16 protein-coding genes and 1 pseudogene are annotated in these 15,951 nt (G+C 61.6%); 10 read left to right on the plus strand and 7 right to left on the minus strand.

The features are described 5' to 3' along the window. Positions 1-52 precede the first annotated feature (52 nt). The 3 genes from hemA to NKI97_RS31260 form a co-directional block, all read right to left on the minus strand. Entirely contained in the window at positions 53-1,309 is a 1,257-nt protein-coding gene (hemA, locus tag NKI97_RS31250; protein WP_352450420.1) for a 5-aminolevulinate synthase, read from the minus strand. A gap of 173 nt (positions 1,310-1,482) precedes the next feature. Beyond that, positions 1,483-1,725, minus strand: coding sequence for a hypothetical protein (locus tag NKI97_RS31255; RefSeq protein WP_023718664.1), 243 nt, complete (start codon positions 1,723-1,725; stop codon positions 1,483-1,485). Positions 1,726-1,805: 80 nt separating this feature from the next. Beyond that, positions 1,806-2,411: an SCO family protein gene (locus NKI97_RS31260; RefSeq protein ID WP_352450404.1), complete on the minus strand. Its 606-nt coding sequence runs from the start codon at positions 2,409-2,411 to the stop codon at positions 1,806-1,808. Positions 2,412-2,607: 196 nt separating this feature from the next. Here NKI97_RS31260 and NKI97_RS31265 point away from each other — a divergent pair, with 196 nt between their 5' ends. The 9 genes from NKI97_RS31265 to NKI97_RS31305 all read left to right on the plus strand — a co-directional run bounded on the left by NKI97_RS31265 (position 2,608) and on the right by NKI97_RS31305 (position 11,859). Further along, a complete protein-coding gene (locus NKI97_RS31265; RefSeq protein ID WP_502895038.1) occupies positions 2,608-3,306 on the plus strand; it encodes a hypothetical protein in 699 nt (232 codons plus the stop codon). A gap of 90 nt (positions 3,307-3,396) precedes the next feature. Beyond that, positions 3,397-4,542, plus strand: coding sequence for a metallophosphoesterase family protein (locus NKI97_RS31270; protein ID WP_352450402.1), 1,146 nt, complete (start codon positions 3,397-3,399; stop codon positions 4,540-4,542). Between the two features lie 11 nt (positions 4,543-4,553). After that, positions 4,554-5,015: a c-type cytochrome gene (locus NKI97_RS31275; protein WP_352450401.1), complete on the plus strand. Its 462-nt coding sequence runs from the start codon at positions 4,554-4,556 to the stop codon at positions 5,013-5,015. A gap of 146 nt (positions 5,016-5,161) precedes the next feature. Beyond that, positions 5,162-6,604 carry a cbb3-type cytochrome c oxidase subunit I gene (locus tag NKI97_RS31280; protein WP_352749413.1) on the plus strand — a complete coding sequence of 481 codons (1,443 nt, stop codon included), beginning with the start codon at positions 5,162-5,164 and terminating at the stop codon, positions 6,602-6,604. Continuing rightward, positions 6,601-8,265, plus strand: a complete 1,665-nt coding sequence (locus NKI97_RS31285; RefSeq protein ID WP_352838186.1) for a cbb3-type cytochrome c oxidase subunit II — start codon at positions 6,601-6,603, stop codon at positions 8,263-8,265. The genes NKI97_RS31280 and NKI97_RS31285 overlap by 4 nt, the downstream gene beginning before the upstream one ends. Positions 8,266-8,416: 151 nt before the next feature. Next, positions 8,417-8,641 carry a hypothetical protein gene (locus NKI97_RS31290; protein ID WP_023718671.1) on the plus strand — a complete coding sequence of 75 codons (225 nt, stop codon included), beginning with the start codon at positions 8,417-8,419 and terminating at the stop codon, positions 8,639-8,641. A 153-nt stretch (positions 8,642-8,794) separates the two neighbouring features. After that, positions 8,795-8,917, plus strand: coding sequence for a hypothetical protein (locus tag NKI97_RS31295; protein ID WP_352450399.1), 123 nt, complete (start codon positions 8,795-8,797; stop codon positions 8,915-8,917). Between the two features lie 30 nt (positions 8,918-8,947). After that, positions 8,948-9,676 carry a sulfite exporter TauE/SafE family protein gene (locus NKI97_RS31300; RefSeq protein ID WP_352838188.1) on the plus strand — a complete coding sequence of 243 codons (729 nt, stop codon included), beginning with the start codon at positions 8,948-8,950 and terminating at the stop codon, positions 9,674-9,676. A 56-nt stretch (positions 9,677-9,732) separates the two neighbouring features. Further along, positions 9,733-11,859, plus strand: a complete 2,127-nt coding sequence (locus NKI97_RS31305) for a heavy metal translocating P-type ATPase (RefSeq protein ID WP_352749410.1) — start codon at positions 9,733-9,735, stop codon at positions 11,857-11,859. A gap of 8 nt (positions 11,860-11,867) precedes the next feature. Here NKI97_RS31305 and NKI97_RS31310 read toward each other — a convergent pair whose 3' ends face one another. The 4 genes from NKI97_RS31310 to NKI97_RS31325 are packed head-to-tail and all read right to left on the minus strand — an operon-like array spanning position 11,868 to position 14,336. Next, positions 11,868-13,136 (minus strand): NAD(P)/FAD-dependent oxidoreductase, encoded by a 1,269-nt coding sequence (locus NKI97_RS31310; protein WP_352450397.1) that lies wholly within the window; start codon positions 13,134-13,136, stop codon positions 11,868-11,870. 6 nt (positions 13,137-13,142) lie between these two features. Further along, a complete protein-coding gene (locus tag NKI97_RS31315; protein ID WP_352450395.1) occupies positions 13,143-13,484 on the minus strand; it encodes a c-type cytochrome in 342 nt (113 codons plus the stop codon). A 54-nt stretch (positions 13,485-13,538) separates the two neighbouring features. Further along, positions 13,539-13,865 carry a thiosulfate oxidation carrier complex protein SoxZ gene (gene soxZ, locus NKI97_RS31320; RefSeq protein ID WP_352450394.1) on the minus strand — a complete coding sequence of 109 codons (327 nt, stop codon included), beginning with the start codon at positions 13,863-13,865 and terminating at the stop codon, positions 13,539-13,541. A gap of 21 nt (positions 13,866-13,886) precedes the next feature. Further along, the gene (locus NKI97_RS31325; RefSeq protein ID WP_352749396.1) at positions 13,887-14,336 is read right to left on the minus strand and encodes a thiosulfate oxidation carrier protein SoxY; all 450 of its coding nucleotides are present in this window, start codon (positions 14,334-14,336) and stop codon (positions 13,887-13,889) included. A 667-nt stretch (positions 14,337-15,003) separates the two neighbouring features. On the opposite strand from NKI97_RS31325, the pseudogene NKI97_RS31330 reads away from it, so the two are divergent. Continuing rightward, positions 15,004-15,617 (plus strand): annotated as a pseudogene (locus NKI97_RS31330) (phytochelatin synthase family protein). The last annotated feature ends 334 nt before the right edge of the window (positions 15,618-15,951 follow it).

Below are 15,951 nucleotides of genomic sequence, written 5' to 3' on the forward strand. Positions count from 1 at the left end.
AAGACCCAATCTTCGGGGAACGTCCGGGCAAGCCGAAGCCTCGTTCGGCCGCTCAGGCGAGATTGTCGCGTGGCAGCCCGAGCCGATTCCAGACATCGGACAGAGCTGCCGCGAGCCGATCAATCATGATGTCCTCATGACAGGGTGTCGGCGTGATGCGCAGCCGCTCAGTTCCCTTCGCCACGGTCGGATAATTGATCGGCTGGATATAGATGTCGTGCTCGCTCAGCAGCAGGTCGCTCGCCGCTTTGCAATGCGCCGGATCGCCGACTGCCACCGGAACGATATGGGTGTCGCCCAGGATGACCGGCAGCGCAGCGGCCCCCAGCGCCGCCTTGACCCGCCGGATGCGGTCCTGTTGGCGCTTGCGCTCCCACTGCGAGGTTTTCAGATGCCTGATCGCCGCTGTGGCCGCGGCGCAGATCGCCGGCGGCAACGCGGTGGTGAAGATGAAACCCGGAGCATAGGAACGAACCGCATCGATCAGCACAGCACTTCCTGTGATATAGCCGCCGAGGCAGCCGAAGGCCTTGGCGAGCGTGCCTTCGATTACATCGATCCGGTTCATGGCGCCGTCGCGCGCAGCGATGCCGGCGCCGCGAGGGCCGTAAATGCCCACAGCATGGACCTCGTCGAGATAGGTCATTGCGCCGTAACGATCGGCGATATCGCAAATGCGATTGATTGGCGCGACGTCGCCGCCCATCGAATAGAGACTTTCGAAGACGATGAGTTTTGGCCGATCCGGACCCGCCGCCTTCAACAATTCCTCGAGATGATCGACGTCGTTGTGGCGGAAGATGCTCTTCTCCTTACCGGACTGGCGGATGCCCTCGATCATCGAATTGTGGTTGAGCGCATCGGACAGGATCAGACAACCGGGGATCAGCTTGGCGATGGTCGAGATGCCAGTCTGGTTCGACACATAGCCGGACGTGAAGACCAGTGCCGCCTCCTTGCCGTGGAGATCGGCAAGCTCGCCCTCGAGCTCTACGAGCGGATGGCTGGTGCCGGAGATATTGCGCGTCCCGCCGGCCCCCGTTCCCAGGCGGGTAGCAGTCTCCACCATGGCGACGACCACATTTGGGTGTTGTCCCATCCCGAGATAGTCGTTGGAGCACCAGATCACGACGTCCTTCGGTCCACGCGGGGAATGCCACACAGCATTGGGAAAGCGTCCGGCGATGCGCTCAAAGTCCGCGAACACACGGCAGCGCCGTTCCCCCTGCAGACGCGCGATCGCATCCGCAAAGAAACAGTCATAACTCCTAATGCCTGGCTCCAAGATACTGCCTTGCCCATCGGCCATATCGCCCGCACCTCCGGTCATCGGAGGTCCAAATCGCCGCGGCGCAATGACGTTCTTTACGCCGCCAGGTTTGCCGGTGTGCAACGCTGTGGGTTCCGCCATCGCCCGATTCCCCTGCTTGCATACGAATTATGTCGAAGCGCGATGCGCGCCGATCCCGCTCGCATCGTTCCTCACGACCCGCGTTCAGGAAGGTCGAAGTTGAGCTGCAACATTCGCGCTATGTTTATCAGAATCGTCTCGCAGACCTTATCTTGATTAGGATCCAGATATTTGACAGTCCAGTTTGCCCCGTTCTCCTTGGTTTCGAGCCGCTGAATCACAAAATCGGTGACGTCCCCGCATCCCGGCTCCTTATGAAGATCCGCGAGGATCAATGCCTTAAGCTCCGAAGCTTCCTTTGTATGTCTTTGCATGGCCGCTCTCCTTCCGGAAGACAACTTTCTATGGATCGATCAACTGCATAATCGTGATCTCCGTCATCCCAGGGATCGTGTCATCGCACCAGTTCACGCAACCTAGCGGCAATGCCGCTGCTTGGTGTGTCAGAGTCTAGCCCCTCCACGAATTGCCCCTGTGGGTTCATGATGTAGATGTGGGTGCCGTGATCCATTAGGTAGTCGCCACCGCCCGCTTCGCCCTGGCGCGCCACCCCGTAGGCGCCATATGCCTCCGAAACCGAAGCGATTTGTTGTGGGCTGCCGGTCAGCCCGACGATGCGCGGATCGAACGCCGCGGTAAAGCTTCCCATCACCTCAGGCGTGTCGCGTTCGGGATCGACGGTGATGAAGAGCGGTTGCAGTTTTGCGGCGTCGGGGCCGAGTTCCTCAATCGCAGCGGCGATTTCGGACAGAGTCGTCGGACAGATGTCGGGACAAGACGTATAGCCGAAGAAAACTAGCAGCCATTTGCCGCGATAAGTCTCATCGGTGACCATCGTTCCGTCCGGCGCCGTGAGCGTGAAGGGGCCACCGACCGTCACAGGCGCCGTGTCAGCTCGCACGAGCGGGTGGCAGATCGACAGGGCCGCTGCGAATATGATGCAGAAGAGGGTATGCGGACCGTGGGCCCAGGGGCGGAGGAGTCCATGCCGTCGCTTCATCAAGTACCTCCGGCACTTCGAGAATGACGCGCCAAAACCCCCGCGTGTGTTTGTGATTAACAAACTCGCCTAAATCACGCCACTTTATCATATTTTGTTGCTGGATGACTAGACATGGCACTGGTTAGGCTCTATTTTTAAAAGTTGCCCCTCATCTCTCTTGAAGGAGGTGGCTTTTATGACGATTCGCGAATTGATGAGCGGACTAGCGGCGATCGCTTTCGTTGCGACAATGTCCGCGCCTGCGCAAGCCTACGAAGTGGGTCCGGTCACGGGAGGCGGAACGATCGAGGGTACGATCGTCTACCGCGGCGATGTGCCGACAACAAAGATCATCCCCACCAAGAATATCGAGGTGTGCGGCGACCCCCGCGAGGAGCCGCTGATCGAAGTCGGCAGCGATCAGGCCGTGCTGAACGCGGCGGTGCAGCTGGTCGACGTGGCACAGGGAAAGGCCTGGCCGCAGCCCGGAAAGCTGCCTGAGCTTAACAACCTCAAATGTCGCTTTGAGCCCGCGGTGCAGATGATACCGGCCGGATCGTTGGAGGTGGTCAACAGCGACCCAGTGCTCCACAACACCCACGGCTATTATGGCAAGCGCACCGCCTTCAACGTGGCGTTGCCCAATAAGGGCCAGCGTATACCGGTCGAACTGAAGCGTGCCGGCACTGTCCGCATCGATTGCGACGCGCATGGCTGGATGGAGGGCTGGGTCTATGTGGTGGACAATCCCTACTACGCGGTCACCGGCGCCGATGGCAAATTCAGCATAACCGATGTTCCGCCGGGGGAATACAAGCTCGTGGCGATCCATCCCTTCACCGGGCCCATCGAGCAGCCTGTAAAGGTAGAGGAGAATAAGGCCACCAGTCTGACGATTGAACTGAAAAAATAACAAAATGGGCGACCCACTGATTCAACAGGGTCGCGTTCCTGCGAGAAGACCGACGCTTTAAGAAACGGTCTGCACTGAGGAGGAACCCTGATGTCTGACGAGCTTGACCGCATTCGGCGCGAAATGCATGCGGTGCTGCAGCAGCCTGGCGTACGCCCCGACGACTCGCTCCAAATCACCCGCCGCACCTTCATTCACAGATCGCTGCTGTTCGGCGCTGCTTCCGTCGGCCAGACCTTCGCGTGGTGGCCGCTGCTCAACACCATCGACGTCGCTCACGCCGCCGAAGCGCCCTTCAAGTTTGCCTGGATTTCGGACACCCATCTCTACGAGAGATCCCTCAACACGCGCTTCGTCGACAAGGTGGTGCGCGCCGTGCAAGAGGTCCAGGCCATGGATCCGCCGGCCGACTTTCTGATCTTCGGCGGCGACCTGGCCCAGCTCGGAAAGATCGAGGAACTTGAGCTTGGCGTTGAGCTCCTCAAGGATCTGACGATCAAGAAATACTACATCCCGGGCGAGCATGACTGGTATCTGGATATGGGCAAGAAGTGGGGCGAGTTGTTCGGCCAACCCAACTGGACCTTCGATCACAAGGGCGTGCGCTTCATTGGGCTCGATACGGTCAGCCGGGGACCGGACTACTGGACAGCGAAGAAGATGACGCCAGAGGAGCGCATGGGCCATATGGCTACCCTCGACGGCACGGTTGCCGGCGCGTGGGCCGGCGTCGGCCGCGACCAGCTCGACTGGATGCAGAAGACACTCGCCGACTGGGATAAGTCCAAACCGATCGTCATCTTCAGCCATAATCCGCTGTACGAGTACTACCCGCCCTGGAACTTCTGGGTGCGCGACTGGCGCGAAGTGAATGACGTGCTGAAGCCTTATACCAAAGTCACCAACATCCACGGTCATGTGCACCAGGTGCTCTACAACGAGATCGGCAGCATGCGCTCGATCGGCATGCTGGCGACCTCCTGGCCGTGGCCGTATGCGCCGGAAGGCCTGCCCAAGCTTACCAAGCCGATGATCCGTGTTGATCCGGGCGATCCCTTCGACGGGGTCGGTTGGGAAACCGTGAACGTCAACGCCGACGATAAGGTCGATGTCGAGTACATCATGTGGGGCCGCAAGGAGGTGTTCGTCCAGTCGCCGGAGGACCACGACAAGAGCATTGCGGAGGTCATACGGTCACGCATCGCCGACAAACAGTACCCATGGGCAAATCCATAAGGGTGGTGGCTATGATAAACACATCGACATTCCTGTGCATTCTGAGGCGTTCCACCGTCGCCGGAGCAGTCGTCGCAGCTGCCGTCGTCGGGCCGGCCAGTGCCAACAAGGATCCGGTGACGCCAAAGCAGCTGAAACTCTATCAAGAAGCGTTCATGGAGGAGGTCAGGAAAGGAGACCTCCTGTTCCATGGTGATGCGGCGATGAAGGAGCAATTGGGCGTCAAGCTGTCGAACACCGGGTGGGCCTGCGCCATGTGCCATCCGATGGCCTCCGATACCCACCCGCAGGCGTTCCCGAAGTTCCAGGCGTCGATGGCCAAGTTCGCGACACTGCGCGACATGATCAACTGGTGCATCGAGAAACCGAGCCAGGGCGAGAAGATCGATCCCGAATCGGAGGCGATGAAGGCGCTCGAGGCGTACATCACCTGGTCGAACAGCGGCTCGGTGTTGGTGCCAGGCAAATACTAGTCTCGTCGATAGCCGGGGGCACCGGCTTCAGGGAGCGCGAAGCGAGTCCGCCATCGGAGTGATACCTCGATGGGGAACGGTGGGCTTAAAGCAGTCGTGCGGCCCGGGAACCGCGCGGGAAGGGCTATGCGTTGGCAGAGACTGCGATGGTGCTGCGCGGCAAGTTCGCGAATGTGGACCTGGATGCGCTGGTCGACAACCGGGTCGTGCGGACCTGGCTTTATTTCGGCATGTTCTGGCTGATGGTGACGCCATCCGTCGGCGTCATGATTTCGGGCACCTTCAACTACCCCGACTATCTCGGATCGGGGAACCTCGAGCTCACCTTCGGCCGGCTGCGCCCGGTCCACGTCAACGGTGTCATCTTCGGCGCCTTCTCGACGCTTTTCATCGGCCTTTGCTACTATCTCGTGCCGCGTCTGTCGGGGGTGCGGGTGATATGGTCGGAGTGGTCGGTTCTTCTCGCATGGGTCTGGAACGTCGCAACGCTTGCCGGTTTGATCGGCTTGCTGCTCGGCGACAGTGACGGTTTGGAAGCCGGAGAGCTTCCGCTCTACGCGAAGGTCGCATTCTTCATCGTGGTGGCTGTTGCTACCGCGCAGTTCCTGATCACGATCAGTCGAAGGCTCGAGCCGGCGATCTATGTCGCGCTATGGTACCTGATCGCCACTTTCGTGTGGACGACGATGAACTTCGTGCTTGGAAGCTTCATCCTGCCATACACGATCTCGGGCATCAACAGCGCCGCCTTCCATGGCCTCTATCTGCACTACATCGTCGGGCTGTGGATAACGCCCGCGGGCTACGTGATCATCTACTATTTCCTGCCGGTCAGCGCGCGAAATCCGCTCTATGCCCATAAGCTCTCGCTGGTAGGCTTCTGGTCCCTGGCACTGTTCTACCCGTTCGTCGGCATTCACCATTACCTCTACAGCCCGATCGCGGACTGGGCCGAGACCTTGGCCGTCGTCACGTCGATGCTGCTGATCATTCCGGTGTGGACGGTGCTGGTGAACTTCTTCGGCACCATGATGGGCAGGTGGCATGAGTTCGGCAGGAACTTGCCGGCGAAGTTCCTGATCATGGGCTCGCTCATGTATCTCGTCGGCTGCTTCCAGGGCTCGACCGAGGCGCTGCGGCAGCTGCAGCAGCCGACCCATTTCACCGATTTCGTCATCTCGCATTCGCATCTCACTGTGTTCGGCACCTTCGTCGTCTGGGCGATGGGGGGCCTCCTCTATACTTGGCCGCGGCTGTTCGGGCGCGAACTCTGGTCCTTCAAGCTCGGCAACTGGTCGTTCTGGCTGATCACCGTCGGCATCACGACCATGGGCCTGGTCCTCACAGCGGGCGGGCTGCAGCAGGGTTATCAATGGATGAATGGGGTCGAATGGCTCGACTCGCTCGTCTGGATGAAGCCCTACTGGCTGGCGCGGACCCTGGCAGGCATCAGCATGGATATCGGTATGTCGCTGCTGGTGGTGAATCTGATGCTGACCGCACTGACCAGCCCGGCGACTGAGGCGCGACGCGCCCGCGGGCCGGTGGAGGCGCCTATCCCGGCCCCGGCGGGAGGGCCCGCGCAGTGAACGTTCGCTTCTTCGCGCTGTTCGCCGGCGTCTTCTGTATCACCCTTGCGGTGATCACGCAGGGCGTGCTGCCCTTCGTGGAGCCGTCCTCGCGAACTACGCGCGTGACCTCGGTGGTGCGCACGGATTTCGGCCAGCTGAAATGGACGGTTTCAGAGGCGACGGACTACACCGAGCAGCAGCGTCGCGGCCGCAACATTTACCTGCGCGAAGGCTGCTGGTACTGCCATTCGCAATTCGTGCGGCCGGTGACCGGCGAGATCCGCCGCTGGGGACCGGTCAGCGAGGCGGGCGAATACGCCTATGACGTGCCGCACCTGTTAGGCACACGCCGGATCGGACCGGACCTGACTCGCGTCGGCCTGAAATACAGCGACGAATGGCACCTGGCGCACTTCTACAATCCGCGGATGCTGGTGCCGGACTCGATAATGGCGCCGTATCGCGGCCTCTTCCACGAGCCCGATGCAGCCGTCCGTATCGTTGACGACGGCGCTGGCAATCGGACCCTGGAAAGGACAGAGGCCACCAAAGGCCTGTTCGACTTCGACAGCAAGCAAGCGATCCAGCTGACGCCCAATGCGTACGGGTTGCTGTTCGTGCCGCTGAAGGCGCGCGAAAGAAAGCCGATCATCCTGACGCCGAACGACGAATACACAGGCGAAACCGTCAGCATCGCGGCGGAGACGGAATCGCTGGCGGCACTTGTTTCCTACGTCCAGAAGCTCGGCACGAACCGGGGTAAATGGCGCGATCTTTTCGAGCCGCAAAGCCTGGAGGTCATGGATGCGACGATGCCGCGCTCCGAGGAATGGATTGCTTATGGCAAGGAAGTCTATGAGCGCCGCTGCATCGGTTGCCACGGTGCCAAAGGCGACGGGAACGGGCCGGCCGCCACCTTTATGTTTAACCAGCGGCCCAGGAACTTCACGTCCGCAGTCTTCAAGTTCAGATTGACAAAGGAGCCCCTGCCCACGAACGGCGACATGCTGCGCACCATTACCCGCGGCATCCGCGGCACGGCAATGCCCCCTTGGTACGAATTGCCGCTCAACGATCGGCTGGCGGTGATCCAGTACATCAAGTATGAGCTAGCGGTTGACCGTTCCAATCCCGCCAGTCCTTACGCTTTCTTCGTCGAGGAACCGCCTGGCCCACCGTTGTATATCGGGCGCCCGCCGACCCCGTCCCAGACGATGCTGGACCGTGGCAAGGAGGTTTGGCAGGTAGCGAAGTGCTGGGAGTGCCACGGCCAAGGTGGCAAGGGCGACGGCGAGAAGGCGGCCGGCCTCAAGGATGATATCGGGTTCGCCACCGTGCCGGCCGACCTCACCAGCGGCCAGTTCAAGTCTGGCCCGGCCGTCGAAGACATCTTCCGGACGATAACTACCGGCCTCAGCGGCACGCCGATGCCGTCCTATCGGGATGCCTTTCCGGACGAGGACCGGTGGGCGCTTTCCTATTTCGTGGTGGCGCTTTCCGCCTATAAAGACCCGCTCTCGCTGCAGCCGCTGTCGATCAAGAAGGAGGCCCGCGCGGCGCTGAACGATCTGGAACTGGTCGCTGACAAGCCGGAGCGAGCCTATGTGCCCGATCCGTCGGTGCCGGCGTCCGGCCCGCCAGCTCCGCCTGGCGAGGAACAGGCGCCCGCCGGAGGTTAGCGCATGCTCGGTTTTGAAGTCACCGGACCCTATGCGGGCGCCATGCTGATGAGCCTGGCGGCCCTGTTCTTGTTCATCTGGGGCGTCCTGTCCGGCGCGTTGAGCGGCACCGACAAAGCCGCCAATGGTTTTTTTGAAAGGGAAATGGAGAATGAGCGATCTGCAGAGCAGCGATCCGGAGAGCCCGACGCATCCGGAACTGGATGTGCGTCAAAGCTCGCACCCTGAACTGGAGGACTATGCCGGCGGCCTGATACAGGCGCGTGTGGGATTCATTCCGCTATGGCTTCTCGTCGTCTACGTGCTGCTGTTCGCCTGGGGGCTGTACTACATGTATGTTTATTGGGGCGGGCTCGGGCCCGGCCGTCTGTTCTAAGTAGACGGTCGCAAGGGCTGGTAAGACAGGAGTGATGGAGACGATGATAGCCAAAATTCTCCTTGGGGTCGCCGCATTGAACCTCCTTTTCCTGTGCTTCGAGCTGACGATAAACGTGCTTCGTCTTTATTTCGGCTGACATAGGAGCAGCGGATGCTACAGGACACCGTCTTCAAGCTTGCTGACGCCGGCTTGCCGCAGATGCTTGGCTTCCTCATCTATGGCGGCTGCACCGTCGGCTTTATCCTCTTTCTTTTGTATCTTGTGCGGCAATAGCGCCGCGTCCGTGCCACTGCGCAAACGCCAATGATCTACTACCTCGTGATCTTCGCCGCTGGATTTGCAGGCAGCTTTCATTGCATCGGCATGTGCGGCGGCTTTGCCTGCGCGCTGGGCCGCGATCAGCGAGGGGGAGGCGCAACCGTCCTTCGCCACCTGCTCTATAATACCGGCCGACTGACAACCTATTGCTTTCTGGGCGGGCTCGCGGGCGCGATCGGTCAGGTCATCTGCACCACGCAAGGGCTAACGGCGGCGCCGCTCTTGAACGGCTCCCTCGACATCGCCCAACGAATTCTCGCGATCGTCGCTGGCCTGCTCATGATTGCCATGGCGTTGCAGTTCTTCGGCTTGCTGCAGGTCTTTCATCGCCTTGCGATCGGATTTGGCGGCAGCACATTTGCATTGTCCCTGCGCGGTCTGTTGACGGCCCGGAGCAGCGCCGCACCGCTCGCCTTTGGCGTTTTCAACGGCTTCCTGCCATGTCCCCTGGTCTATGCCTTCGCCGCCCAGGCGGCGAGCACCGCCGGAGCGCTTTCCGGGTTTCTCGTCATGGCATCGTTTGGACTGGGAACCTTCCCCGCGATGTTGATGATGGGCGGCGTTGGCCGGATACTCGGGCCAGCCTGGCGGCGGCGCGGCGTGCGGCTGGCTGGTGGCTTTATTCTTTTGCTCGGTCTCATCACGCTCGGCCGTGGTCTCCTGCCTTCCGACGCGCATATCGGCCTTGCCTGGCCGGGCGGGCATCCCGCATGACTGCGCATGGCCATATCCTCTGTAGCCATTGTTCGCTGCCCGTCGGTCAGCGCCCGATGGAGCGCAGGCTCAACGGTGAGGCTTGCGCGTTCTGCTGCTACGGCTGTTGTATCGCCTTTCAGGTGAAGAGCGGCAGACACGAAGAGTGGGAAGCCGCCTGGCTTCTGATCCAGCTCGGCGTGGGAGGCTTTCTCTCCATGAATATCATGATGTTCAGCCTCCTCCTCTATTCGGACGCGTTCACCGGCGTCGATGCGGGCGTGCTGCCGTGGATTCACTTTTTGCTCTGGATCTTCGCCACGCCGGCGGTGGTGATTCTCGGCGGACCCTATCTGCGCGACATGTGGCTCAATGGCATTCAGGGACGAGTGACGTCGTCGGCACTCATCGTGCTTGGCGTCGCTGCCGCTTACCTCTATTCGGCATTTGCCGTGTTCGAGGGCAGCACGCATGTCTATTTCGACACCGCCGTGATGGTGCTGATGCTATTCACAGTTGGCCGCTATCTCGAGGCTGTTGGTCGCGCCAGGGCGGCGCGCGACCTCGAACCTCTTCTGGCCGCAGAAAGCGAGAGCGCGACCGCGGTCGATGGCGCGGCAGAGATCCGCCGTCCGGTGCGGGAGGTGACGGCCGGCATGCTGGTGCGGGTCCGGCCAGGCGAGCGCATTCCGGTCGACGGCGTGGTTGTCGAGGGAGAATCGAACACCGATGAAGCCGTAATTACCGGAGAAAGCCGGCAAGTGACAAAGCGCGCCGGCTCCAAGGTGATTGCCGGCAGTATCAATATCGACGGCCCGCTCCTGATCCAAAGCAGCGGTGACGGAACCGCAACCCGCTGGGCACGGATTTGCCGGTCGGTGCGCGAAGCGCTGGGCCGTCGCAGTCCAACCCAGCGCCTTGCCGATCGCGTCGTTGGCGTGTCCGTGCCGCTCGTCCTCGCCCTCGGCGGGCTGACGACCGTTTACTGGGCCCAGTCATTGCCGTTTGATCGGGCGTTGCTGATTGGCCTCTCGGTGCTGGTGGTTGCCTGTCCTTGTGCAGTCGGCCTCGCTGCTCCGATGGCGACATCGCTCGGCATCGGCCGGCTGGCGCGGCACGGCTGCCTCGTCCGCGACCCCGGCGTGCTCGAGACCCTCGCGCGTGTACGGTTGCTCGCCTTCGACAAGACCGGCACTCTGACGGCGGGCAAAGCGCGTCTCGTCGGCGTCGACCGCGAGGAGGTCGGCATCGACGAAGTACTGGCGCGCGCCGCCGGTCTGGAGCGCCATTCCGAGCATGGTCTGGCGCGGGCCATCGCGGCAGCCGCCGCTCAGCGGGGGATCACGCCGCTCGTCACCCGCGAGATCCGGATGGTTCCCGGCCGTGGCATCCGCGGCAGCGCCGAAGGCCGGCCCGTGGCGGCAGGGAACGGCAGATTGATGAATGATCTCGGCTGGCCGCTTCCCCCGTCGCTGGCCGAGCGTGCGCGGTCGCTGGAGGCGAGCGGTCATTCGGTGGTCTATGTCGGTTGGGGCGAGCGGGTTCACGCCGTGCTGTCGCTCGATGATTCGCCGCTTCCCGAGGCGCAGGCCACGATCGCGGCCCTGCGTGAGCGCGGGCTCGACGCCACGCTGTTGACCGGCGACTTGGCGCAAGCGGCGGAGCGGATCGCGGCCCTGGTCGGGATCAAGGACGTCCAAGCGGGCCTTTCGCCGGAGGCCAAACGGCTGGCCCTGGATCGGCTCCGCCATGACCACGATTCGGTGGCGATGGTCGGCGATGGACTGAATGACGGGCCGGTTCTGGCCGCCGCAGATGTCGGTATTGCCGTCGGCTCCGCCACCGATCTCGCCCGCGAGACCGCGGCGCTCGTGCTGCCTGCGGACGGATTGTGGATGCTGCCCTGGATCGTCGACGTGGCCCGCGCGGTCCGCCGGACCATCTTGACCAACCTTATGTGGGCGTTCGGCTACAACCTCGTCGCCTTGACGTTCGCAACATCCGGACTTCTGCAGCCAATCCTTGCGGCGGCGGTCATGGCCGGCTCGAGCATCCTCGTGGTGGTGAATTCGCTGCGGCTGGAGCGGCTGCCCGATCCTGTTGCAACGCTGGTCCCGGAGCAACGATCCGGCGCCGAGGCGGAGCGCGCCCAGAATGGTGCCGGCATTTCCGCAATGGCCGGCCCGGCCGTCGAGCGGAGTTGAGTTTCGTTTCAGCCAAACACGTCGTGCGTGAAGGCGTCGTACCAGCCTTCCGCGGCGCGCGCAGCCTGCCGGCGGATATCGGCGCTCTCGCCCACCTTGCTGACGAAGCTGATGACGCTCTTGAGCTTCCCGTCGACGGGCTTGAAGCTGATGGCGTTGCTGAACGCATCGTCGGGCGCGAGATAGGTGTAGCAGGTGTTGAACAAATGCGCCGGGAAACGCGCTGATCCGGTGAGATCGGCCGCGATGGCAAAGGCGCAGGCTTTGGCCTGGCTGTTGGCGCAGAAGGCGGATTTCGGCATATCGCCGCCGATGATCGCGTCGCCGACCAGATGGACGCCGGGCTGCAGCGCCGATTCGAAGGTGACCGGATCGACCGGACACCAGCCCGACTGATTGGCGAGCCCTGCCTGCTGCGCCAAGCGCCCGGCCATTTGCGCCGGGATGACATTGGCCACCGCGGCCTTGAATGTTGCTCCCGCGGTGATCACCGACCGGGTCTTCGCGTCGATCGCCGTGACCCCGCCGGTGAACTGGGCCGGTAGCCATTCGATCATTCCCGGATAGTGGCGGTTCCAAGCGTCCTGGAACAGGTCCTGCGCGTTGAAGCTGTCTTTCGAATCGAGGATCAGAATTTTGGCCTTGGGTTTGCTGCGCTGGAAATAGGAGGCGATGAGCGAAGCGCGCTCATAGGGGGCGGGCGGACAGCGAAACGGATTCGGCGGGACGACGATGACGAATAGGCCGCCCTCCTCCATGCTTTCCAGTTGCTGGCGCAACAGCTCGGTTTGCGGCCCTGCATTCCAGGCGTGCGGCATGATCTCCATCGCAGCTTCGTCATAGCCCCCAAGCGCCCGATCCCTGAATGCGATGCCTGGCGCAACAACGAGACGGTCGTAGCTGAGCTTCGAACCGTTGTTCAGCGCAACGGTTTTCGCCGCCGGGTGAATCGCTTCAGCGGACTCATGAATGACGGTGATGCCATATTGTTTTGCCAGCGCTTCATAACCATGACTGAGCGATTTGAACGGGCGCAGCCCGGCGAGATAGAGATTGCTGAAGAAGCAGGTCGTGTAGCTCTGTCGCGGTTCGACCAGGGTCACCTCGATAGCCGTGGCGCTGACGGCGAGATATCTGGCGACCGTTGCGCCGCCGATGCCGCCGCCGATCACGACGACACGCGCCTTGGCCTGGCTCCGCGCCTTCGGCTGGTTGAGCGCCGTTAGCAACGCTGCTCCAGTCAGGCGGCCGAACTCGCGACGCGTCCAGAATTTCATGGCGCGCTACTTTCCCTGCGCTGCGACATAGCGCGCGACGCTCGCGATCTCCTCGTCGCTGAGCGACAGCGCGATAGCGTGCATGATGTGATTTGGACTCTCGCTCGCCCGATAGGCAAGCAGGGCGTTGGTGAGCCTCTCCTCACCAAGCCGGATGATGCTGGGAACGCCTGTGCCGCCGCCATCGAGGCGATGGCAGGACGCACAGGTCGCGGCGAGTTGAGCGCCTTGATCGGCCCCCGCCGCCGCGCCGGATTGGCTAACGAGAAGCACGAGGCCCGTGGCAATCGCAGATCTCGCGAGGGGGCGCATGCTGAATACCCGTCTGTTTCGGAGTTTTCCGGTCACGCTCCCACTCAACTTGTCACGCCATAATTCGCGCAGCTCGATTGCGTCGCCACCTCAACCGACCGTGAGCCGGTGCGACAACGTGTAGACGGCACCGCCGTCCTCCTCCCAGACGAAATCGAGCCGGCCGCTCTCCGTCGCGCGCAAGGAAAATTCGAAGAACGGGTTAGCCGAAATCGCCTCGTGGAGATCGACGCTGAACACCACGGATTGGTTGTAGCGGCAGACAAACCTGTTGATGATCTTGCGCGGGATTACATTGCCTTGATCATCGTGGCGCAGCCCTGTTTCCATCTCATGGCTGATGATGGTCTTGACCTGAAAGACGTCGCCCTTCGCCGCAGCGCTTGGTAGGATCACGCGTGGTGTGGGGGTGATCACTGTCCGGCTCCCTCTCGGATGTCAGGCGCAGCCGTTGGTGGCGACGTCAACCCAAGCCGTGGTCATCAGCAGATTGCCGTCATTCATTTCGGCGACAGCGATGACATGCTGCGGTTTGGCAAGGCGGATGCGGGTCGACACGCGGGGCAGGCTGCGTTGCGGGACGAAATGGAAACTGGCCACTTCGATGATCGGGTTCTGCGGCGCGAACACGCGGATTTGCCTCACGTGGTCGGCCTCAGTCATGGGGCTGTCGATGTCGAGGCTCATAGGCACGGTGTAACCGGTCGGGAAGACCGCCGGCATTATCAGGTGAAGGCGGTCCGACTCCGTGGCCGTCCGCCCGGTGAGCTGTTTGACGAGTTCCAGCGCTTCATCGTTCGCACGCGCGCTCAGCGGTGAGAAGAGCGCGACTCCGGCAAACCCTGCACTCCCGGCGATCAACACATCGCGGCGCGTCAAGCTCATCATCCCGGTCTCCGCCTTTTTTGCGTCACTCCGAAGACACACATCAACAGCGGCAGGAGGCGGCGCAATCGGACACATCAGTGCGGCAGCTTTGAAGTTTAGCACCGCCAACCGCTGCGAGCAAATCTCTTAGAAGTGCCCAAGATCTCTTAGCCGCCCTCGAAACGGTCAAGGCATTGCAGGAAAGGACGCTCCTGCGTTTGTCGGATTTCTAATCACGCTCTTGGCCGGCCATCAGACGCTCGAACTAACTGGAGCGCTCTGAACAGCGCCAGCGCAATGTCGGATTTACAAGCATGTGCGACATTCAGGATAAGGCTGAAGAAGGACCGGTTAGGGTCAGATCGCGTCATGCGACGCTCGCAACTGAACGACCGCCAAAAGGGTCGAACTCGGTCGTTCAGAGCGATTTGGGTTTTGCCGGCCATGAGGAGATCCCGAACTTTGAACGAAGTTGTCGGCCGGGCGCGCCTGATACGGCCCCTCCTCTCGAACCCGACCTTCGACCCTGAACGGGGATGGTGATACACGCCGCACGATCATCCAGCGGAGACGTTGCCATGTCTAAGCACTTCGTTCATGGGGCAGTGGTCGCATTTGGGCTGTTCGTCACCAGCGCAAGCGCCGAAACCCTGAAGCTCCTGACAATCTGGCCGGCTTTAGTTCTGATATTGGCGAAAACTACTTCGTCGAAAGCGATGCACGGGAGGCCTATTTCCCTCTCGCAAGCAACTTTCTGACGCAGAAGACACAGTCCTATTGCGGTGTCGCCAGCATCGTCATGGTGCTGAACGCGCTCAATGTACCGGCGCCTTCGGTTCCGGAGTACGAGCCCTATCGCACTTTCACGCAGGACAATGTCCTCGATGAACGAACGGACGCCATTCTCGCCCGAGATGTTTTGGCGAAGAAAGGTATGACCCTCGATCAGATCGGTGGAATTCTTGCGACGCAGCCGGTCAAGGCAGAAGTCCATCATGCCGCCGCAGCTCAGTCGACGAGTTCCGCAAGCTGGCGAGTTCCCATCTCGGCCAGTCGAACCATTTCGTGATCGTCAACTACCTCCGCAAGGCAATCGGACAGGAGAAGGGCGGCCATATCTCGCCGCTAGCAGCCTATGATGGGAAATCAGACCGCTTCCTCATCCTTGATGTCGCACGGTATAAATACCCTCCAGTGTGGGTGAAGACATCTGAGCTTTTCGATGCCATGAACACCCAGGACTCCGACAACGAGAACAAGACCCGCGGCTTCGTCCTGGTATCGGCGGCTTCTGTTCAATAGTGATCACCGCCTTCAACGCGATCATCCAGTCTGTGAGCGAGGGGTCACGCGCATTGATGCGGGGCCCCACAAACCATCCCGCCCCGCCCGCCGATGAACCCGGTGGGTGCCGACCCGGCATGCGCTCGCCCCGGCGGCGGCGGTCTCACACGCTGGCGTTCTAGGGTCAAACTCTACCAACTGGCTGCCGCCAATGGCCGAGATGGATGGTTTGTTGCTGTTCGCCTCGTCCACTGGAACGAGTAAGGTGCGCCAATTGCCGACCTTTCCGGCGCTTCTCCGAAGCTGACGTTCGCGGTGCGGCCGGAATGCCGCCGAACCTGCCGACATCATA

Origin of the sequence: Mesorhizobium sp. M0296 (assembly GCF_040321675.1) — a bacterium.
Lineage (GTDB): Bacteria > Pseudomonadota > Alphaproteobacteria > Rhizobiales > Rhizobiaceae > Mesorhizobium.

Excerpts from the sequence above, each read along its gene's own strand:
- hemA (WP_352450420.1), bottom strand. The coding sequence starts at position 1,309 with ATGGCCGATGGGCAAGGCAGTATCTTGGAGCCAGGCATTAGGAGTTAT.
- NKI97_RS31255 (WP_023718664.1), bottom strand. The coding sequence starts at position 1,725 with ATGCAAAGACATACAAAGGAAGCTTCGGAGCTTAAGGCATTGATCCTC.
- NKI97_RS31260 (WP_352450404.1), bottom strand. The coding sequence starts at position 2,411 with ATGAAGCGACGGCATGGACTCCTCCGCCCCTGGGCCCACGGTCCGCAT.
- NKI97_RS31265 (WP_502895038.1), top strand. The coding sequence starts at position 2,608 with ATGAGCGGACTAGCGGCGATCGCTTTCGTTGCGACAATGTCCGCGCCT.
- NKI97_RS31270 (WP_352450402.1), top strand. The coding sequence starts at position 3,397 with ATGTCTGACGAGCTTGACCGCATTCGGCGCGAAATGCATGCGGTGCTG.
- NKI97_RS31275 (WP_352450401.1), top strand. The coding sequence starts at position 4,554 with ATGATAAACACATCGACATTCCTGTGCATTCTGAGGCGTTCCACCGTC.
- NKI97_RS31280 (WP_352749413.1), top strand. The coding sequence starts at position 5,162 with ATGGTGCTGCGCGGCAAGTTCGCGAATGTGGACCTGGATGCGCTGGTC.
- NKI97_RS31290 (WP_023718671.1), top strand. The coding sequence starts at position 8,417 with ATGAGCGATCTGCAGAGCAGCGATCCGGAGAGCCCGACGCATCCGGAA.
- NKI97_RS31295 (WP_352450399.1), top strand. The coding sequence starts at position 8,795 with ATGCTACAGGACACCGTCTTCAAGCTTGCTGACGCCGGCTTGCCGCAG.
- NKI97_RS31300 (WP_352838188.1), top strand. The coding sequence starts at position 8,948 with ATGATCTACTACCTCGTGATCTTCGCCGCTGGATTTGCAGGCAGCTTT.
- NKI97_RS31305 (WP_352749410.1), top strand. The coding sequence starts at position 9,733 with ATGGAGCGCAGGCTCAACGGTGAGGCTTGCGCGTTCTGCTGCTACGGC.
- NKI97_RS31310 (WP_352450397.1), bottom strand. The coding sequence starts at position 13,136 with ATGAAATTCTGGACGCGTCGCGAGTTCGGCCGCCTGACTGGAGCAGCG.
- NKI97_RS31325 (WP_352749396.1), bottom strand. The coding sequence starts at position 14,336 with ATGATGAGCTTGACGCGCCGCGATGTGTTGATCGCCGGGAGTGCAGGG.